The following is a 20,007-nucleotide window of genomic DNA, read 5'->3' as shown; positions in this document are numbered from 1 at the left end:
ATATGTATGCGATGCTTTCTTTGGTCCGATCTTCCAGCTCATGCAGCGAAAGTCCGGTGAAGGGGCCGCGTGCGCTGATCCGTTGCGGCCTGAAAAGAATTGGTCATCCGCCACGGATATATGGTTGGGCGACGTCCAAGTATTGAACTGGCAAGACGAGCCCCGATAAACGAGAGAAACTGATATGCGCGCTATACTATTTGCGATTCTGGTGGGGGTAGCCCTTGGTACGATCGGGAACGCCGGTGAACTCAGCGGTACTGCCAGTTACAGAGAACGCATAGCGTTGCCAGCCGAGGCAACATTCCGGGTGGTTCTTTATGACATCTCGGACAACAAGCAGATCGAGATCGGTCGGTTCGAGGCGCCGGGCGACGCCGGGCCGCCTTATACCTTCACCGTTGAGTACGACAATGCCGCTGTCGTAGCAGACGGGCTTTATTCAGTTCAGACCGAGGTGATCTGGCCGGACCGGGCATTTGTTGCAGCGGGCGATATTCTCGATGGTTTTCCGGGTACGATACCGGAAATCGATCTCGTCATGGTCCGCCCCGGGTTTACGCCAGCCGCAACGGGCCTAGAGACACAATCGCCGAAGGCGCGGATGGTTGGCGCGCACGGGTTGTCCCTGCCTGCCGTCTATGGGGGTGTCGTCGATGGAAACGCAGGTGAAGAGACATGGCGCCTTTCGCTTGGCGCAGATCAGACCTTTATGCTGTCTCGGACGTTCCAGACTGGCGAACGCGACAGTCTGGGGCGGTGGGCGGCCGATCCAACTGCGGGTACGCTGGTGATGCGCGACGGGGCCGAAATGCCGCTGGTCATCCGGCGCACCAACGCGGGCGGATTAAGCGTGATTGATGCGCATACCGGCGAAGCGTTCTCGGGCACCCTGACCCTGTCCGATGCCGAGCCTCCGACGCTTGCGGACATGATGATGGGCGGCATGATGACCTATATGGCTGACGCCGCAGTATTCGAGGACTGCGTCAGCGGTGCGACCTTCCCGGTAGCACAAGAGCGCGACTATCTGGCGGCGGAGCGCGCGTATCTTGCGGATCGCGCGGCGCCGGGTGCGCCGCTTTATGTCATGATCGAAGGTGGTATTCAGGTACGTCCGGCAATGGAGGGACCGGATCGTCAGATGGTGATCGTAGATCGTTTCATCCGCACACGCCCCGGTGTGTCCTGTGACCGCCAGCGGGCGGAAGCAACGCTCCAGAACACCTATTGGCGCATTGACGCGTTGACGGGCGAACCCGTGACGATGGGCGATGGTGGGCGAGAACCGCATATCGTATTGGAGGCCTCCGTTACCGGTGCCTATCGCGCGACGGTCGGGTGCAACAGGATGCGCGGCCGCTATATTCTCGACGGTAACTCTCTGACGTTCTCGCCCGCAGCGTCGACGATGATGGCCTGTCCCGAGCCTATCGGTGCTCTTGAACGCAGGCTTGGCGAGGTGATGGCAGAGGTGGCGACCTATGTCATTGAAGGAGAGACGCTTGTTTTGAGGAACGCAGACGGCGATCCGTTGGCAGTGCTCACCGCAGTGTACTTCTGAGGAGGGATCGGGCGGCGGCGTGGCACAGCCCGTCGCGGCGGCTATTGCGATCATCACGCTTCTGGACGATTTGCTGACTGCTCTGATCAAGATGTCCGAATGGCAGACGCGCCCGGTGCCTAACCCAATACTGATTTCGGAAAGTAAAAGCTTACCACCCAATTCGGCATGTCGACGATTTCGGAAATCCGCAAATCGCCCGCAACGCTGCACAGCATATAGGCCTCGACCGGAGAGATTTTTGCAGTCGTGCAGATCCAGTCAATCATTTGCCGCACCGCGTCGCGTGAAGATTGCATCAGATCAGGGCCAATGCCTGTCGTCACGCGGTATCCCTGCTGATCGGTGTGGTTCGTCACCGGACCATTCGTTTCCAGCCGGGGAAACGCTATCTTTACGTCCTTGATCAGGTCGATCTTGATCTCCACGTCCATCGGACTTTCGATGGCAGTGCCGCAGATTTCGCCATCCCCTTGCGCGGCGTGCGTGTCGCCCAAAGACAACAGACCGCCCGCCACTTCAACGGGCAGATAAAGCGTTGTGCCAAGACAGTTGTCTCGGATGTCGAGGTTTCCGCCAACGCGGCGCGGTGGGACGACACTGTGCTGGCCGGCCTCGGCCAGCGCCAACCCTATTGTGCCGACGAAAGGCTTGAGTGCCACTTGCCCAAAGGGCGCATAGACGGCAGGTTTCGACAGGCCGGTATCATACGTCCAGACATGCAGGGCAGGATCGGGAAATTCGTCGGCCAGCAGCCCGAAGCCCGGGATGTTCGCGGTCCATCCCCACCCTGATGCATGAAAAGCCTGAAAGGTGATCGCGACGGTATCGCCCGGTTCCGCACCCTCGACAAAGATCGGACCGGTCACCGGATTTACCTTGTCGAAATCCAACGACTTAAGATCATCCAGCGTCGCACGCGCGTGCAGTTGCCCGCCCGAGGCGTCGATGGTTTCAACCGCGATGGTGTCTCCGGGTGCGACGCGGAGCGCCGGGTCTAGCGTGTTGTCCCACCCCAGATGATGTTGGTGTTTGTGGATTGTGTGATTGCAGCTCATGCGTGCTCTCCGCTGTTGGGATATGCTGATGATCGACGATGGGCACAGTGTACCGCGCTATCGGCAAAACGATAGTTGGTCCAAGAGATTATGCGCCCAGCTTGATCGGGCCATCGGTTTCATAAGCATCCAAAGGCGACGGGTTGTCGGCCGAAGTGGTCCCGCCGAAATGTGCGATGATGCCCGCAACTGCATTAAGAGATGTCTGAACAGCCCCCTCGACCCAGGCAGGCGTCCAGCTGACGCCGTCCCCGGCAATGAAAATGCCGCGTTGCGACGGGGGCATGTCATGTTGCACGAAATGTCCGAACATCCGGTGATTGTAGCGGTAATGGCCCGGCAAAGCACCTTTGAAAGCGCCGAGGAAATTTTGATCGGCCTCCCAGCTGACGGTGATCGGATCGCCCATAATGTGACCTCTGATGTCGACCTCGGGATAGATCTTTGACAGCGCGGAAAGCGCAAGTTCGACGCGGTGCTCGACGGGCAGGGGAAGCACCTTCAGCGCATCGGTCATCCATGCATAGCTCAGGCATATGACCGACGGTTTATCGGGTCCGTTGTCGAACAGGTAGGTGCCGCGCGTCATCCTGTCGGTCAGCGTCATCGACATCGTGTCGCGGCCCGTTTCAGGGTGCTTGTCTTTCCAAAAGGGCCGGTCAACCATGACAAAGGTTTTGGCCGATTGCATATATCGCGTGCGGTCCAGCGCCATCCAGAGGTCTTGCGCGAACAAATCTTCTTCCGTGTCGATCTGCGTGGTCAAAAGGTGGGTCTGGCAGGTGACCAGCACTGCATCAAAGGCCTCCGCGCGGCCCCATGTGTCGGTCACTTCGATCTGATCGGTCGTCAGACGCCTGATCCGTTTGGCACCTGCGCGTGTGGCCCCGTTGTTGAGCCGGCTCAGCGACGTACCGACCGGCCAATGGGTCAGGCTGTCGGGCGCATGGTGCCACAGTTTGCGCGGTACCTGTTCGACACCGCCCACGATATAGCGTTGATGGTCGTCGCATTCGGTCACGTTCACCCGCAGGATTTCCAGCATGGAGTTGGGGAAGTCACTGTCCCAGCCACCCGTGCCAAACCCGACCTGGCCAAATACCTCGCGGTGATGAAATGACAGCTTTTGAAACGACTCGGACGTGGTCACGAAGTCATAGAACGTGCGCTCATCCCAAGCTGCCACCAGCGGGTTCCAGATCTCCTTGATCCGGGCAATATCACGGTCCCGTATGGCCTGCTTCAACGCGCTAAAATTTGCGCCCTCTTCCAATGCGGTATCATAGGCGGTCGCCACTTCCTGAAAGAGCGGGGGCAGATCTTGCAGGGTTTGCGCGTAATAGTTTTGCCCCAGAAGGTCGATCACGGTTGATCCGGCAGCGGGGGTGAGCGGGTTGGGAAAAGGCCTGCTCTCGATCCCCAGCAGATCGACGTAAGTGTAGAAGCCGGTGCTGGACACGGGAAAGCGCATGCCGCCCAGCTCCGCAATCACACCCTCCGCGCCCTCAAAGGGCTGCGAGCGCAGGCGTCCGCCGAGTTGGCCGGCTTCGAACAGGATGGGGTGCAGTCCAAGCTTCATTAGCTCATAGCCGGCGATGACACCCGCAGCCCCGGCGCCGATGATGGCAACCCGCGCTCCATGGGCCGAGGCGGGCAGGGTGCCCAGACCATTCGGGTGTGTGATCCAATCATCGTAGGCGAAAGGGAAATCCGGCCCAAAGACGGTGACAGGCTTCATAAGATGTCCTTGTAAAAATTGGCGCGCCGATCCGCCAAATGTGTTTGCGCCTGTCGCGCACGCACCAACGCGGCACGATCCAGCGTGGCGTAAAGCAGTGTGGGTGCGTCGGCCCCACGTGCGCGGTCTTCGCCATCGGGACCGACCAGACAAGACAGCCCATTGTAGGTAAATTGCCCTTCGGAACCGACGTAGTTGCAGTAGGCGACGTAAAGCCCGTTTTCTTCGGCTCGCGCGGGAACCAGCCGAGTTGCGACGCTGTCGAACGGCGCCATATTCGCGGTGGGCGTCACGACGATTTCAGCCCCCTGCAGCGCCAGCGCACGTGTCACTTCCGGGAATTCAACGTCATAGCAAATTGCCAGCGCGACATTCCAGCCGTTCAGCTCGAACACGTCAGACAACGCCGCGCCTTGGCTGAACTGTGCGCGATCGACATCACCGAAAAGATGCGTTTTGTGGTAGCGCGCAACTTCCAGTCCTGTGGCATCAACGGCGATGCAAGCGTTGTAAGGGCGCGACTGCCCCGGCAAGGTCAGGCCAACGATCAGCCCGATGTCATGCGTGCGAGCGATTTCCTTTAGGTCGTCCAACACCTGCGCCGACTGATCGGCATGTGCCGCGATGTTAGCGGCCCCGATGTTATACCCGCCCACGTACATTTCCGGCGTGACCAACAGGTCAGCCCCGTTTGCCGCAGCCTCCTTTGCAGCTTCGCCAAGCGTCTGCAGGGCCGTCGCAATGTCCGACTGTGGCAGGGTTTGCCAAAGCGCGAGTTTCATCCGGTGCTCCTAATAGGTGTCGGCATAGGCCGCACATTTTGCGTCGATGTCCCTATCGGCCAGATGTGCGATCTCTGCCAGTTTATGCGCGCGGTACACGTCGGCGAATTGGTCGGGGAACCATCCCGTGACGGTGGTACTGGCAGCAAAACTGTCCAATGCCGCTTCCAGAGTTTCCGGCAACCGTGCATATCCGCGCGCAGCCAGCGCATCGGCTGACAAGAGCGACAGGTCTTCTTGGGTTGCCTCAGGTGCCGTCAATCCATCCTCGATGCCCTGACAGCCCGCATGAACCACTGCGGCCAAGGCCAGATGCGGGCACGCAGCGGCGTCAGCGGCGCGGTATTCGATGTTGAACTGTTGGGCGATCGAGGCAGGGTCTTTTGCCGTGACCGGACACACCCGCAGCGATGCTTCACGGTCGCGAAAGCCGAGGTTATTGTAGGCGGCGGACCAACGATGCGGCGTGAGCCTTTCGTATGACACAACCGATGGCGCCGTCAGGGCCAGGATATGCGGCATGTACTTCAAAACACCCGCCGCAAATGCATCCGTCAGCTGCGACATGCCGCAGGGACCGTTTTCGTCATAGGTCAGCGGCACATCGTCATCATCGTGAAAGCTGAGATGGATATGTACCCCGTTCCCGACAGATGCAGGGTCAAGGATGGGGGCAAATGTCGCCTCCTCACCCAGATGCAAGGCGGCTGACCGGGTCAATTCGCGCAAGATCACCGCCTGATCGGCAGACTTCGCTCCATCCGCGGGGGCGACCACGACTTCGAACTGATTGGGGCCGTATTCTTTCATGATACTGTCGGGGGAAAGACCCGCTTCCTTCAGCGCGCCCATCAGGGTTTCCAGCATCCTTCTTTGGTTTTCAAACGCATTGCGACCGAATCCTTGATTGGGCAGGCCGCTACCCTTCAACTGAAACTCATGCTCGAAGGCCGAGTGCAGGTTTGCGCCCGAAAGCCGGTGCAAGCGCGCCAGTGCGTCGCGCAGGACTTGTCGCGTGCAGAAGTCCCACGGCTCTCCCTCCAATGTTACGATATCGCCAAGCATGAAGTGCTCGGGCGGGGCGTCCCCGAAGGCGATGTTCACCTCTGACGCGGGATCGGGGATCAGCAATAGGTCACCCAAAGACCCAAAGGGGCTGTCACCGATGCCATCAAAGCAGGTGATCTGCACATTTGTCGGCACCCAACCGACACCGCGCTTCAGGCGCTTTTCCAGCTGGTCCGCGGGAAAAGCCTTGCCGCGCATCTTGCCCGCAATGTCGCAGGTGGCGGCGAAAATCAGTGGCATCGGCGTCATTCGGTCGTGTCCTTTGTTGTCACGCGCAGCCTGTCCCAGGTTTCAATCCTGTCTTTGGTATGCACCCAAGTGTCTTCAGCAATCCGCGTAACGATGGCTTCGGTGATGGCGAGGGCCGAGGAGTAGGTATCCCATAGAGTTCCAGATTCGATCGGCACAGGCAGAACGTCGGTTGCATGGCGCGCGACGGGCGAAATCCATTTGTCTGTCATCACCATCACGCGCGCACCGCGTTCGTCCCGCGCCAGTGCCGCAAGCTCCGCTAGCGAGGTTTGATACCGTCTGAAATCCACAACGAAAAAGATATCGCCCGGTTTCATCTGCAACAGGTATTCCGGCCATGTTTCGGGATCAGAGGGCAGGTGGTATACGCCACGCCGCGCTTGGCGCAGGTGAAACGACAGGTGCGCCGCAATGGTATCGCTGATGCGACCGCCGATCACGTAAACGCTGTGCTTTGTGCTGGCGAGAAGGGCGCAGACGCGGTTGAATTGCTCTTCGGTTATGGCATTCCCGGCGATCGCCATCTGCGCGCTGGCCTTGGCCAGAAAGTCAGACAGAAAGTCACCTTCGATGTGACGGTCACGCTCGTGTACTTCCACGGGACTGCGATCCCCGTCTTTGAGTTCTGCAATCAAGGAGCGCTGGAATTCCTGATATCCGGTCAGCCCGATTTTGGTCATGAACCGAGAAATAGACGGAGCAGACACCTCTGACCGCGACGCGAGGTCCTGGATCGAGGACAGACCGGCGTAGGGGTAGTCCGACAGGATCGCGGCCGCGAGTTTGCGTTCGCCCGCGGTAAAGCTGTCGGACGCCTGTTCTATCTTCTTTTTGATGTGCACTGTCTGCATGCGAATGCTCCGGTTCGTGCCATCGTCCATGAAAATAAATTTTCAGTCAATACGTATCTATTGACTCTGAAAGGCCTCGTTCGTTTACTTTGCTATAACGTGGGGAATGCCGTGAATCGTTTGGACGCCATTAAACTATCTCAGCCGAAAGGGAGCGACGCGGGCGGTGCCGGTCTGCTGGGGGCAGGTGATCCCGACCCAGTCGAAATCCGACATGCGCAATCGCCCGCGCCAATGTTCCTTTTGTGTGAACACGCAGGCCGGGCTGTGCCGCGTGCGCTGAACGGTCTCGGATTGCCTGCAGGCGCGATCGACGGACACATCGGGTGGGACATTGGGGCGGCCAGCCTTGCCTGTGCCATTTCGGACCGGCTGCGATGCCCCTTGATCCTCCAGAACTACAGCCGCCTCGTCATGGATTGTAACCGCCCGCCGTTGTCCGCAGGGTCCGTCCCTGTGCACAGCGATGGCGTGGGCGTGCCGGGGAACCTCGGGTTGGGCAAAGAAGATCACGATCACCGCAGGCAAGCGATTTTTGATCCAATGAATGATGCTATCGTTGCGATGTTCGACGCCCACCCCCGCAAGGCCGTCTTTTCGATCCATTCCTACACGCGTCATTTCCAAGGCGCTGAACGCCCGTGGGATGCCGGATTTCTCACCCGAGATGATACTGAGGCGGCGCATCACCTGATGGGGGCAATCGCCACTGCCGCGCCCGAGCTGAAACTGGCAATAAATGAGCCCTACCAGATAGACGATGAAAGCGATTGGTTCATCCCCCGTCACGCCGAAGTTCGCGGGATGCGGCACACTCTGATCGAAGTGCGCAATGACCATTTGCAGGACCATGCCGGAATTGAGCGCTGGGCAGATTTGTTGGCCCCGGCGATCCAGACAGTATTGGAGAGAACGGCATGACGCTCACGCGCAACCTGCCTTTGGTGCCCGCAGATGCGGCGCTTTTGTTCATTGATGTGCAAAACTTCGCAGCACACCGCGATGGCGCCGAGTACGAAGGGCTGAGCGAAAAAGATTTCGCCGCAAAGTATGGATGGTTCTTCGACGAGCTGAACACCCGTGTCTTCGCAAACATGCAAGCGATTCAATCTGCTTGCCGCAAAGCCGAGATCGAGGTGATGTACACCACGATCGAAAGTCTGACGCTGAACGGGCGGGATCGGTCGCTGGATTACAAGATAACCGGTTTCAATGTGCCCAAAGGATCATGGGATGGCAAAGTCATCGACCAGATTGCGCCGCAGGGCGATGAGATCGTGCTGCCAAAGTCGTCATCGTCAGTCTTCGTCTCAACCCATATCGACTATGTGCTGCGCAATTTGGGCGTGAAGCAGTTGGTCATCTCGGGGTTGCTCACCGACCAATGCGTCGAGAGTGCGATCCGCGATGCGTGTGATCTGGGATATCTCGTGACGCAGGTGACGGATGCCTGCCTGAGCTACACGCCGGAACGGCAGGCGAACTCGATCAGCGCCATAAAGGGATACTGCCGGCAGGTGACCACTGCCGAGCTGCTGGCAGAGCTGGAGAACCTGTGATGGGAACGGGCATGCTTCTACGCGTTCAGAGCCTGAGGTCGGCATGCTGGAACTGAAGGGCATCGATAAATCCTTCGGGGGCGTACATGCGGTGCGCGATGTCACTCTGACCATAAATCGTGGTGAGGTCCGCGGATTGATCGGCCCGAACGGGGCAGGCAAATCGACGCTCGTCAATCTCATCTCGGGCCTGCTGACCCCGACGGCAGGGTCGATCACCCTCGAAGGGGAGGCGCTGACCCGCAATAGCGCGCACCAACGCGCCCGCAAGGGTATCGCACGCACCTTTCAGAACCTGCGTTTGTTTCCCAGCCTGAGTGTGGAGCAGAATATCGACGTCGCGCGCTATGCAGGGCGCGGTTCTGCGCTGCCTGAGGCGGCAATCGACCAATTCGGGTTGCGTGACAAGCTCGTTCAGCCAGCCAATACCTTGTCCTACGGCGATCAACGGCGGTTGGAAATCGTGCGGGGTCTGGCGCTGCATCCCAAAGTTTTGATGCTCGATGAGCCTGCCGCGGGTATGAACGAAGAAGAGACCGAAGCGCTCGGGCGCGCACTAAGGTGGGTGCAGCAAGAGGCTGACTGCGCGCTGTTCGTGATCGATCACGATCTCAAATTTATCATGACCCTCTGCGAACGGATAACCGTTCTCGATATGGGCGCGATCATCGCCGAAGGCACCCCCAAAGAGGTGACCCGAAATCCCAAGGTCATCACCGCCTACCTCGGAGAAGAAGCGGGCGCAGATGCCTGAAATCAGAAAACGACCAACAAGGAGAACGTTATGAAAAAGTCAATCCTCGCGGCGCTGGCGTGTACCGCTTTGGTGACACCTGCTGTCGCCCAAGACACGATCAAACTTGGCCTCGGTGTTCCGATGACGGGCGATTATGCCCCCTACGCCGAATGGCAGGGTGCCCGGTGCATGGCGGAAATGATCAACGCGGAAGGCGGTGTCGACGGCAAGATGATCGAGGTTCTCGTGCAGGACGCTGCGGCCGACACGCAAACCGCGGTTTCACTTGCGCAAAAGTTCCTTGATGAAGGCGCGGTCATGCTTGGCACCATCCCGTTCTCGGACACCATGATCCCGGTGGCACAGGTCGCGCAAAGCTATGGCGTGTCGATCTTTCAACCACAGTCGACGCAGGTCGAGATGCACGCAGGTATCGTCGATAACTTTTTCACCGGCGTCTCACCTGATCCGTTCACAGCCACGGCGGCAGCCAACTACGCGCTTGAAAACGGGGTGAAGAACGTCGTTCTGCTGACCTCTGACGAAGGGGGCAGCTGGTCTGCAAAAACGCCGCTGTGGTTCGGCGAAGTGATCGAAGCAGGCGGCGGCAAGGTGCTGGAAACGCTGAATTTCAGCTTTGGTACCTCCGACTGGTCACCGCAGATTGCCGAGATGCGCGCCTTGGGTGAGCCGATCGATGCGGTTTATATCTCATCGATTATGCCGGATGTGGGGGTATTGGTACGCCAGTTGCGCAGTGCGGGCATTGATGCCTGGGTCGTGGGGTCGGACGGGTTCGACGATCCCTCGCTGGACGCCATCGGCACCGATGATCCCTCGATGCTCGACAAGGTGTTCTTTGCCACGCTGGCCCCAAGCCACGCGGATAGTGCTGTGGTCAAGTTTATCGCCGATTGCAAAGAGATGGGCATCGACGTGCCAGGACTGTTCCCGGCGACGGGTGCCGATACGGTCAAAGCGCTCGCCTGGGCCGTGGAGCAGTCGGGCAGTACGGACCCCGCGACCATCGCCAAGACCATTCGCGAGGCCGATAGCATTCCGGTCATGACCGTTGACAGTATCTCGTTCAAGGACACCAAAACCTACGCGCAGCGTACGATCCCCGTCATCGGGTTCGAAAACGGCAAGCGGGTGCTGATTTCGAACAAGATCCCCGATAACACACCTTCCGACTGGTGAACCGGAGAGGGGCGCGGCGTGCGCGTCCTGCCCCGATAGTCTGATGCTGGACATCCAAGACCTTTGCGTTTCGCATGGCCCTATCGAGGCGGTGCATGGCATTTCCCTGCGGGTCAAAACGGGGCAATGCGTGGTTTTACTTGGCCCGAACGGGGCTGGAAAAACCTCGACGATTTCTGCCATTTGCGGTGTTGCTGCAGCCACCGGCGCAATCCGGCTGGAAGGCGATGACCTGACCCATGCCAGCGTCGAAGACCGTATTCAGCGCGGCATCGCTGTGTCCCCCGAAGGCCGCCGCATTTTCAGCAACCTGAGTGTCGAGGCAAATCTGCGCATCGGTGGCGGTATCCGCGCGGATAAAGGTGGGGTTCAGGACGACATCGACCGCTGGTTCGATACCTTTCCGATCCTCGGTGAACGCCGCAACCAACCGGGTGGCACCCTGTCGGGCGGAGAGCAGCAAATGCTCGCCATTGCGCGCGCCTTGATGTCGAAGCCGAAGATCTTGCTGTTGGATGAACCCAGCCTCGGGTTGGCCCCGCGCATCGTTGCACAGGTTTTCGAGTTGATCGCGCAACTGCGCGCCGACGGCATGACGATCCTGCTTGTCGAACAGAATGCGCGTCAGGCACTGCGCATCTCTGACTACGCATACTTGTTGAACAACGGCCGCATCGTATCCGAGGGCACGGGCGAAACCTTGGGCGGCAGCGAAGACATGATGGCAAACCTGACGGGACTGGGCTGAAATGGAATACGCGGCACAACAGATCATCAACGCGTTGTCTTTCGGGGCAGAATACGCGCTTCTGGCGCTGGGCCTCGCGATCGTTTTTTCGGTCATGGGGCTGGTAAACTTTGCCCATGGCGAAGTGATTGCGGTGGGCGGCTACACGATGGTGGCCTTTGCCGCGCTCGTGACGGAAAATCCGTGGATCATCATCTTCGGGGCCGTCGCTGCCGCCACGCTGACCTCTGTCGCGTTGGAACGGGTCGCTTTCAGACCGGTCAGATACGCGGACCCCACAACAGGGCTATTGACCGCATTTGGCGTCTCTATCGTGCTGCAAAACCTGTTTTTGCTGTTCATCTCACCGCGCCCAATCGCGGTGACATCGCTTTATTTTCTGGACGCGCCGGTCACGCTCTTTGGCATCCAGATATCATCGTTGCAGATATTCGAATCCATAACGATCTTCGTTGTGATCATCGGGCTCGTTCTTTTTTTACAAAGAACAACGCTGGGTCTTGCCATGCGCGCGGCGTCGCTTGATTTCGAAATGGTGCGCCTGACCGGTATCCGGGCGGACCGCGTGTTTGCGCTCGCTTTCCTGATCTCTGGGCTTCTGGCGGGGCTTGCCTGTATCTTTATCATGGCGCGGCGTGGATCGGTTGATCCCCACTTCGGCTTCAACCCTGTGCTGAAGGCCTTTGTCGCCTGCGTTGTTGGCGGATTTGGCAGTCTGCCAGGCGCGGTTCTGGGCGGCTTCCTGCTGGGCGCGATCGAAGTGGGCATGCTGGTGATGCTGCCGCAGGAATACGGAGGGCTGAAGGACGCCTTCGTTTTCGGGATCATCGCTTTGGTGCTGGTCTGGCGGCCTGACGGCATCCTCAGCCCCGCCACGGAAAAGGGGGACAAGCTGTGACCCTAACCCGTGGCCAGAAACGCGGCGTCGTCGGGGCCTGTATGCTCGCCGCCATCCTGATTGGTATCGGTGTCTTGGCGACATATTTCGCCTCCAGATACCAATTGCGACTGATCTACAGCGCCTATGTGAACCTGATTGTGGTTCTTGGCCTGCAGGTATTCATGGGCAACTCGCGACTGACAAACCTCAGCCACAGCGCGTTCATGGGGATCGGGGCCTATGCCGCTGCAATTTGTGTCACGCCCGTCGCGATGAAACAGATCGCCTTGCCGGATGCGCCTTGGGGCCTGAATGCCTTTGCCCTTGATCCGGTCATGTCTGCTGTTGTCGCATTGGTGATTACGGGGGTGATCGCCTTCCTTGTCGGCATCTTCATCGTGCGCATGACAGGCACGGGGGCCACGATCGCCACTCTTGCGATATTGGTCATCGTGCATTCGATATTCCTGTACCGGACGGATATTTTCAAAGGCAATCAGGCGCTCTTTGGTATCCCTCAGGTATTCTCGCTGACCTCCATTGTCATTCTTGCGGTGATCGTCGTCTTTATCGTGCGCGGTTTCCGCGAAAGCGCGTGGGGCGTGATGCTGCGCGCCTCGGCGGATGACGAAACCGGATCGGCGGCGATGGGGGTCAACGTCGTGCGCCTGCGGTTGATCGCCTGGGTGCTTTCCGGCCTTGTCCTTGGCTGCGCGGGTATCGCCTACGCCTATTTCCTTGGTACGATTTCGGCGCGTCCGTTCTATTTCAACCATGTGTTTTTAACCCTCGCAATGCTGATCTTCGGCGGCATGCGCACAGTGACGGGGGCCGTCCTCGGCACATTTGCGATCTCTTTTGGGCTGGAGGTCATCCGTTGGCTGGAAACCGGCCCTGTGATCATCGGCATCGATTTGCCGGAAGTTCTGGGCCTGTCGGGCGTCATGCTGGGGCTTGTGATCGTTTTGACAATGGCGCTGCGGCCGGTGGGTGTCATGGGGGATCGGGAGATCGAAGAGCTTGTCTTACGAAACAAGTGATCCCCGTGTTCCACACCAAGGGCCTACGCGATACGGTACCGCATAGGTCTGCTGGACGAGGCCGTCACTCGCACAGCTGGGTTCGAAGTCATCAATCAGAAGCCGTGTGGTCGTGAGCCGTGTTTTCGCATCCGCGCAGAAAGGCATTTGCGCGGCTTTACCGTAGCTTAAAATCGTATCTTGCGATCGGCTTTGGCATGTCCTTTCGAGATAACGCAGCGGAAGAAATTCCGCAGTGCGACTGCCTGCCAAAATTGAGGTTTGCCCGGACTCAAGGTCAGGCGCGCTTGTCTCCCATTTTATCGGGTTCATGCGTCCATTCACGTTTGAGATCGTGTACCGCTTCAATAGCGCGGCGTGTCGCCGGGCTGGCGTCGGTGAATGCGTTGGTATCGGTGGATACCAAGGTGATGGCTCCAGCGAGCGTCTTGTCATGATTGAAGATCGGCAAGGCTATGGCGCACAGGCCGGGAATGTATTGTCCACTTGCCAATGCGTAACCGACCGTTGCGGTTTTTCGGCACAGCGCATTCAATTCTGCGCGGTCGGCCTGATCCGAGGCCCCTTGCGATCTCACAGCATCCGCTGTGGCAGCTTCCGGCATGAAACTGAGATAGACAAAACCGGACGCTGAACGCTGCAGTGGCAAGACCGTCCCGACCGCGACGGGAGAAATCACGGGCGGGCCGCCATGGGCGCTGCGGATTACAACCGGGCCCACATCCGACCAGACAGACAAATGGCCCGACGTACGCAGTTCATCGCAAAGGCTGACCAGAACTTCGTAGGCCCGTTCGATGATGTCATGCTGCGCTATGGCAGAGAGCCCCATTCGCAACGCCAGCGGGCCCAGCCCGTAGCGGCCCGTATCATGTTGCAGGGTCAGACCGATCTCGCAAAGGCTCGTAAGGTACCGGTGTGCCTTCGCAGCCGGCAGGCCCGCTGCTGCGGCGATGTCCGACAAGGGAGCCGGTGCGCCGAGCTGCACCATCGCCTCGAGCAGATCGCCGCCAATCTCAATCGATTGAACACCACTGCGCCGCGCGCGGGCCGGTGTGTCTGTGGGCTTTTCCATAGGGTCATCCTTCTTTGGTCCGGCGATACCAGTTCGAAACCTATTGCGTCCAGAGCCGTAAGCGGTTATGCAGAGCGTAATTAAATACGCATTGCGTAAATATGATGGGAGGAGAGATATGGCGGTGCAAGACGCTATGGCCGATGACGGGGCTTTCCGAGAGAGGTTGACGCAAAAGTCGGTATCCCCGCTCTGGGATGTGATGGCCAATCTGGTGACAGAAACACCCCAGCCCCGTGCCTTGCCGCATGTGTGGGCCTATACCGACATCCAGCCACAGTTGGTCGAAGCGGGACAGCGCATCACCGCCGAACAGGCAGAGCGACGTGTTCTGATCCTCGAAAATCCCGGTACGAGGGGTGATCATACGGTGACGGATGCGCTGTATGCAGGTCTGCAGCTGGTCTTGCCGGGTGAAACGGCCCCGGTACACCGGCACACGCAATCGGCGCTGCGGTTTGTTCTCGAAAGCGAAGGCGCGTGGACTTCGGTGGATGGTGAGCCGGTACAGATGTCGCCCTTCGATCTGGTGCTGACCCCTTCCTGGCGTTGGCACGAACATGGCGGTGCAGCCGCGCCGACCATCTGGCTCGATGGGTTGGACATTCCGATCGTGCAGCGGTTTTCAGCAGGGTTCGCCGAGCGGGATGGCAACGTGCCGGCGAATGACGACGCGGTTTCAGGGCGTACGCGCGCGGCCTATGGCGCGAATCTTAAGCCCACGATCGGCCACGATCTTGATACAGACACACCGCTTTTTCACTTCCCTCATGCGGTCTGGTCCAAATCATTGGCCGAATACGCGGCCAAGGTGCCGGCGGATGCCCACCGAGGCTGGACCCTTGAGTTTACCAATCCGCGAAATGGTGGGTCGGTCATGCGCACCATTTCGGCCTTTGTGACCATGGTGCCCCCCGGGATGAAAACGAAACCACGCCGCCAAAGCGCGGGCGCAGTTTACGCCGGCGTCACGGGCAGCGGCACCCTGCATGTTGACGGTGCAAGGTTCAACGTAGGGGCGCGCGATGTAGCGGCGGTTCCCTCTTGGGCCGCGCTCGAAATTGAAAATACGGGCGACGTGCCATTGGTGCTCTTTTCCTACTCGGATCGCGCCTGCCACGAAAAACTCGGGTTCTGGAAGGAAAGCCTCGACCAATGACAGCCATGTTTCCCGCCGACCCCCCCACCATTCTGAATACCACGGACAACCGCGATTTTCCCGTCGCCCGCGTTTTCTGCGTGGGGCGCAACTACGCCGCCCATGCCCGCGAAATGGGCAAGGATCCCGAGCGCGATCCGCCTTTCTATTTCACCAAATGGTCAGAAACCGTGCGCAACAGCGCGCCTTCGGACGCGCTCGAAATTGCGTATCCTCCGGCGACGGAAAATTTCCATCACGAGGCAGAACTGGTTGTTGCCATCGGCATGCCCGGTTTCTGCATCGCCCAAACGGATGCGTTGAACCACGTCTGTGGCTATGCCGTGGGCCTCGACATGACCCGCCGCGATCTGCAACTGGAAGCGCGCGAGAAGGGGCGGCCTTGGGACACCGGCAAGAATGTGGCCGACAGTTGCCCCACCGGACGCTTGCAGCTTGTTGAAGGGGGGGCGCATGTCAGTACTGGGCAAATCCAGCTTTCGGTCAACGGTGAAACCCGGCAAGACGCGGATGTCAGTGATCTGATCTGGTCTGTGCCCGAAATCATCGCGGATCTGTCACGATACTATGCCCTGCGAAGGGGTGATCTGATTTATACCGGAACACCCGCGGGCGTCGGCCCGGTGTCCCCGGGCGACGAGATATCCTGCACCATCGCCGGCCTGCCCGACCTGAAGGTGCGGATCGGTGCCCGCGCAGGCAACAGCTAGGGCATCGGGATGACACTGCAGATCGCCTCCGCCACCCTTTACGATTTCCCGTTCTCCTCGGCGTCCTACCGTCTGCGGATCGCGATGCATCTGAAAGGTGTTGCACCGCACGCTGTGCGGGGCATCAACCTGCGGACAGGCGAGCAATTGGGGAAGGCGTTCACTGACGTGACGGGCGCCGCTTTGGTACCTGCGCTGGATTTTGGTGAGCGGGCGTATGGCCAGTCCATCGCGCTGATCGAATGGCTGGACCGCGTATATCCCGACCCACCGTTAATTCCCGAAGATGCGGACGCCGCTCTGGCCGTGCGCAGCCTCGCGCTTACCATCGCCTGCGATATCCACCCGCTGAACACGCCGCGTGTGCTCAAGCATCTTTCCGGCCCGATGCAGCAATCAGACGCAAAACGCGCGGACTGGTATGCCCATTGGGTCCGCGAAGGGTTCACCACGCTGGAGCGGCAACTGACGCAGACGGCGGATCGCGGCCCCTTCTGCATCGGCACCACGCCCACTTTGGCCGATATCTGCCTTGTGCCGCAGGTGCTGAACGCGCGCCGTTTCGGCGTAGCTATCGACGAATTCGAAAGGGTCTGTGCCGTCGAGGCGCACTGCCGAACGCTCGAAGCCTTTACAGCAACGGCCCCAAAAACGGACTGACAGTCAACACGATCAGGGAGGATCACATGACAACTGGATTCACACGCCGCGGCGCATTGGCCGCCATGGGTGCAACATCGCTGGTGACAATGGCCGGTCAAGCACAGGCCGCCGACGTCACGCTCAAGCTCAGCAACTATCTGCCTCCGCGCCACGGCTTTACCGCCAGTTTCATGGCCCCCTGGGCCGCAGAGATCACGGAACGGACCAACGGGGCCGTCGCGGTTGAACTCTTTGACGCCACCAGCGCGTTCGGAAAAATCGACCGTCAGGCTGATCAGGTTCGCGCAGGTGTGATCGACATCGCCCTTGGCCTCAACGGCATACCCCGCGACCGCTACCCGTCGGCAGCAGTCATCGAAATGCCATTCCTGGTCGAAGATGCCGGAGCCGGATCGAAAGCGCTCTGGGAGCTCTACAAAGAGGGCGCACTCGGCACCGACTACGAGGATTTCAAGGTGTTGGGCCTTTTCACACACCATGGCGGCCTGTTCCACACGGTCAATAAACCCGTTCGCAGGCTCGAAGACCTCGCTGGTCTGCGCCTGCGTACACCAAGTCCGGCCGTATCCGCCATGCTCGAAGCTACGGGCGCATCGCCGGTGGGCATGCCGCCGTCGGCCATCTATGAGAATTTGCAGAAGGGCAGCCTGAACGGCGTTGTCACGACATGGGACCTCGTCGGGGCCATACGCGCCAATGAATTGCTGAAGTACCACACGGATGCACGCGCCTATGTGGCGGGTTTCCATGTGGTGATGAACCAGGGCAAATATGACGGCCTCCCAGCCGAAATCCGCGATGTGCTGGACGATATGACTGGCGACAATCTCGTGGCCAAGTTCGGAGAGTGGTGGGGTGCATGGGATGCGCGCGGCAGGACCGACGCGATCGAGCGCGGCAATGAGATCATCGAGATCGACGCAGGCACACGCATGGAATGGCGTGCGCAATTGCAACCGATGATCGACGGCTTCCTTGCAGGCATGGCCAAGCAGGGCGTAGCCGATCCGCAGGCGCTTTATGCCCGCGCGCAAGAGCTTGTCTCCGGGTTCGAGAGCGCCTGACGCCGGGGATGCCAGACGCCCAACACCATAAACGCGAAAGAGGGCGCCTGACCTCCTTCGCAACGCGTCTTGATCAGCAGCTCCTGAAGCTGACAGGCGGCCTTGCGATCTTTGGCATGTGCGCGCTCGTGGTCGCGATTGCCGTGGTGGTGGGGGATATCATCTGGCGGCGTGCGGGCGGCGGGTCGTTCATCGGATCGGTGGACCTGACCCAATTCAGCGTAATGATCGCGGTTTCCATGGCCATTCCGTATGCCTTTGCCACCGGTGGTCACGTAAGCGTCGACCTTCTCACGCGTTCGCTCAGTCCGCGGGCAAATCGGATCCTCGACGTTTGCGCCAGCCTCGCCGGGGTGGCGATCACAGGATTTCTCTGTTGGCTCACGGCTGGACGCGCCTCCGAAATCTGGGCCTATGGTGACGTCTCGCAAGATCTTGCCCTGCCGATGATCTGGTTCTGGAGTGCGCTTGTGGCGGGACTGGCCCTTTCATCCGTCGTTTGCACGGTGCGCGCGCTGCGACTGACCCTGACAGGTACCCACTGACATGGCGTGGATTGGTGTCGCGGGCTTTGGCATTGCCCTGTTTCTCGCCATGTGCCGCGTGCCGGTCGCGCTTGCGATGGCTGCGGTGGGCATTGTCGGTTCTCTCCTGTTGGGGGATTGGTTTTCTTCTACCTATGTTATCGCCAGCCTGCCCTTCGAGACGATCTTTCCCTATGGCCTGTCGGTCGTGCCGCTCTTTATCTTCATGGGGGTATTCGCAGGCCATTCTGGGCTGTCGGATAACCTGTTTCGCGGGCTGATCGCATTTGTCGGACATCGCCCCGGCGGTCTTGCCTCGTCCACCATTGGGGCATGTGCGGTTTTCGGCGCCATCAGCGGCTCGTCGCTTGCCACCTGCGCGACCATGGGCAAAATCGCTCTCCCCGCAATGGAAAAACAGGGCTACGCCCCACGCCTCGCCGGGGCGGTGGTGGCAGCGGGAGGGACGCTGGGCGTGCTGATACCACCTTCCATCCTGTTGGTAATATACGCACTGATGACCGAGGAATCGATTGGCGCACTCTTCGCAGGTGCGCTGATCCCCGGCATACTGGCTGCTGCGCTCTACATGATCGCCATTCGCCTTCTTGTGATACGCAATCCCCAGATGGCCCCGCCAACGCCGTTTGTGCCGTGGGCAGGCCGGATCAGGGCACTGGCAGGTATGTGGGACGCAATGGTGCTGATTACTCTGGTCATCGGTGGCATCTATGCCGGTCTCTTTTCTCCGACCGAAGCCGCCGCCGTCGGCGCAGGCGGGGCGCTGCTTATCGCGGCGCTGCGCCGTCGCCTCAATGCCGCCAGCCTGCGCAATGGTATGCTCGAAACGGCCTCCATGACGGGCATGATCTTCATGATCCTGATCGGCGCCACGTTGTTCAATTTCTTCCTCGAACAGTCCCGGCTGACGGAGAGCCTGCTGGCCTGGATTACTGCCGCGAACCTCGCGCCCGGTACCGTGATTCTCGCCCTTTTGGTGTTCTACATCGTACTGGGCTGCTTCATGGATTCGCTCTCGATCATTCTGCTGACCGTGGTGCCGGCACACGGTCTGGTCACCAGCCTCGGCTATGACCCGATCTGGTTCGGGGTATTGATGGTGTCGGTCGTAGAAATCGGGTTGATCACACCGCCCATCGGCATGAACCTTTTTGTGGTCAAGGGCGTGGCCCCGCGCATATCGCTGGCCGAGATGTCACGCGGCATCCTGCCATTCGTGGGTGCGGATGCCATAAGGCTGGCTCTGCTCGTGCTTTTGCCGGGTCTCGTCCTGTGGCTGCCAAACGCACTCGGGCTCGGATTTTGAGGACACCAT

The 20,007-nt window shown here is 59.6% G+C and carries 20 protein-coding genes; 14 read left to right on the top strand and 6 right to left on the bottom strand.

Annotated features, from left to right (window positions below):
- Positions 1–184 precede the first annotated feature (184 nt).
- Complete coding sequence (locus K3756_RS15940) at positions 185–1,564, top strand: META domain-containing protein (protein WP_259989109.1); 1,380 nt, start codon at positions 185–187, stop codon at positions 1,562–1,564.
- 119 nt (positions 1,565–1,683) lie between these two features.
- Here K3756_RS15940 and K3756_RS15935 read toward each other — a convergent pair whose 3' ends face one another.
- The 5 genes from K3756_RS15935 to K3756_RS15915 all read right to left on the bottom strand — a co-directional run bounded on the left by K3756_RS15935 (position 1,684) and on the right by K3756_RS15915 (position 7,313).
- A complete protein-coding gene (locus tag K3756_RS15935; protein WP_259989107.1) occupies positions 1,684–2,622 on the bottom strand; it encodes an acetamidase/formamidase family protein in 939 nt (312 codons plus the stop codon).
- 88 nt (positions 2,623–2,710) lie between these two features.
- Complete coding sequence (locus tag K3756_RS15930) at positions 2,711–4,360, bottom strand: NAD(P)/FAD-dependent oxidoreductase (RefSeq protein WP_259989105.1); 1,650 nt, start codon at positions 4,358–4,360, stop codon at positions 2,711–2,713.
- Positions 4,357–5,142, bottom strand: a complete 786-nt coding sequence (locus K3756_RS15925) for a carbon-nitrogen hydrolase family protein (protein ID WP_259989103.1) — start codon at positions 5,140–5,142, stop codon at positions 4,357–4,359. Before K3756_RS15925 ends, K3756_RS15930 begins: the two co-directional genes overlap by 4 nt.
- A gap of 9 nt (positions 5,143–5,151) precedes the next feature.
- Positions 5,152–6,459, bottom strand: a complete 1,308-nt coding sequence (locus K3756_RS15920) for a glutamine synthetase family protein (protein ID WP_259989101.1) — start codon at positions 6,457–6,459, stop codon at positions 5,152–5,154.
- Positions 6,456–7,313 (bottom strand): MurR/RpiR family transcriptional regulator, encoded by an 858-nt coding sequence (locus K3756_RS15915; protein WP_259989100.1) that lies wholly within the window; start codon positions 7,311–7,313, stop codon positions 6,456–6,458. The genes K3756_RS15920 and K3756_RS15915 overlap by 4 nt, the downstream gene beginning before the upstream one ends.
- Before the next feature lie 111 nt (positions 7,314–7,424).
- On the opposite strand from K3756_RS15915, the gene K3756_RS15910 reads away from it, so the two are divergent.
- The 7 genes from K3756_RS15910 to K3756_RS15880 are packed head-to-tail and all read left to right on the top strand — an operon-like array spanning position 7,425 to position 13,476.
- A complete protein-coding gene (locus K3756_RS15910; RefSeq protein ID WP_259989098.1) occupies positions 7,425–8,234 on the top strand; it encodes an N-formylglutamate amidohydrolase in 810 nt (269 codons plus the stop codon).
- Positions 8,231–8,872 carry a cysteine hydrolase family protein gene (locus K3756_RS15905; protein ID WP_259989096.1) on the top strand — a complete coding sequence of 214 codons (642 nt, stop codon included), beginning with the start codon at positions 8,231–8,233 and terminating at the stop codon, positions 8,870–8,872. The genes K3756_RS15910 and K3756_RS15905 overlap by 4 nt, the downstream gene beginning before the upstream one ends.
- 43 nt (positions 8,873–8,915) lie before the next feature.
- Positions 8,916–9,626, top strand: a complete 711-nt coding sequence (locus K3756_RS15900) for an ABC transporter ATP-binding protein (RefSeq protein ID WP_259989094.1) — start codon at positions 8,916–8,918, stop codon at positions 9,624–9,626.
- A gap of 30 nt (positions 9,627–9,656) precedes the next feature.
- Positions 9,657–10,808, top strand: coding sequence for an ABC transporter substrate-binding protein (locus K3756_RS15895; protein ID WP_259989092.1), 1,152 nt, complete (start codon positions 9,657–9,659; stop codon positions 10,806–10,808).
- Between the two features lie 43 nt (positions 10,809–10,851).
- On the top strand, positions 10,852–11,556 hold the full coding sequence (locus K3756_RS15890) for an ABC transporter ATP-binding protein (protein ID WP_259989090.1): 705 nt from the start codon (positions 10,852–10,854) through the stop codon (positions 11,554–11,556).
- Position 11,557: 1 nt separating this feature from the next.
- A complete protein-coding gene (locus tag K3756_RS15885) occupies positions 11,558–12,454 on the top strand; it encodes a branched-chain amino acid ABC transporter permease (RefSeq protein WP_259989088.1) in 897 nt (298 codons plus the stop codon).
- On the top strand, positions 12,451–13,476 hold the full coding sequence (locus K3756_RS15880; protein WP_259989087.1) for a branched-chain amino acid ABC transporter permease: 1,026 nt from the start codon (positions 12,451–12,453) through the stop codon (positions 13,474–13,476). The genes K3756_RS15885 and K3756_RS15880 overlap by 4 nt, the downstream gene beginning before the upstream one ends.
- 277 nt (positions 13,477–13,753) lie before the next feature.
- Here K3756_RS15880 and K3756_RS15875 read toward each other — a convergent pair whose 3' ends face one another.
- Positions 13,754–14,551 (bottom strand): IclR family transcriptional regulator, encoded by a 798-nt coding sequence (locus K3756_RS15875; RefSeq protein WP_259989085.1) that lies wholly within the window; start codon positions 14,549–14,551, stop codon positions 13,754–13,756.
- A 118-nt stretch (positions 14,552–14,669) separates the two neighbouring features.
- On the opposite strand from K3756_RS15875, the gene K3756_RS15870 reads away from it, so the two are divergent.
- Genes K3756_RS15870 through K3756_RS15845 form a run of 6 tightly spaced genes read left to right on the top strand, consistent with a single transcriptional unit; the run spans position 14,670 to position 19,998 of the window.
- Complete coding sequence (locus tag K3756_RS15870; protein WP_259989083.1) at positions 14,670–15,710, top strand: cupin domain-containing protein; 1,041 nt, start codon at positions 14,670–14,672, stop codon at positions 15,708–15,710.
- Positions 15,707–16,420, top strand: coding sequence for a fumarylacetoacetate hydrolase family protein (locus tag K3756_RS15865; protein WP_259989081.1), 714 nt, complete (start codon positions 15,707–15,709; stop codon positions 16,418–16,420). The genes K3756_RS15870 and K3756_RS15865 overlap by 4 nt, the downstream gene beginning before the upstream one ends.
- Positions 16,421–16,429: 9 nt before the next feature.
- The gene (maiA, locus tag K3756_RS15860) at positions 16,430–17,080 is read left to right on the top strand and encodes a maleylacetoacetate isomerase (RefSeq protein WP_259989078.1); all 651 of its coding nucleotides are present in this window, start codon (positions 16,430–16,432) and stop codon (positions 17,078–17,080) included.
- 26 nt (positions 17,081–17,106) lie between these two features.
- On the top strand, positions 17,107–18,147 hold the full coding sequence (locus tag K3756_RS15855; RefSeq protein ID WP_259989075.1) for a TRAP transporter substrate-binding protein: 1,041 nt from the start codon (positions 17,107–17,109) through the stop codon (positions 18,145–18,147).
- 8 nt (positions 18,148–18,155) lie between these two features.
- Entirely contained in the window at positions 18,156–18,692 is a 537-nt protein-coding gene (locus K3756_RS15850; RefSeq protein ID WP_259989073.1) for a TRAP transporter small permease, read from the top strand.
- A gap of 1 nt (position 18,693) precedes the next feature.
- Positions 18,694–19,998 (top strand): TRAP transporter large permease, encoded by a 1,305-nt coding sequence (locus K3756_RS15845; RefSeq protein WP_259989071.1) that lies wholly within the window; start codon positions 18,694–18,696, stop codon positions 19,996–19,998.
- The last annotated feature ends 9 nt before the right edge of the window (positions 19,999–20,007 follow it).

The organism is Sulfitobacter sp. S190, from assembly GCF_025141935.1.
Lineage (GTDB): Bacteria > Pseudomonadota > Alphaproteobacteria > Rhodobacterales > Rhodobacteraceae > Sulfitobacter.
The sequence above is the reverse complement of the archived record's forward strand: the minus strand, read 5'-3'. Positions and strand labels throughout refer to the sequence as shown.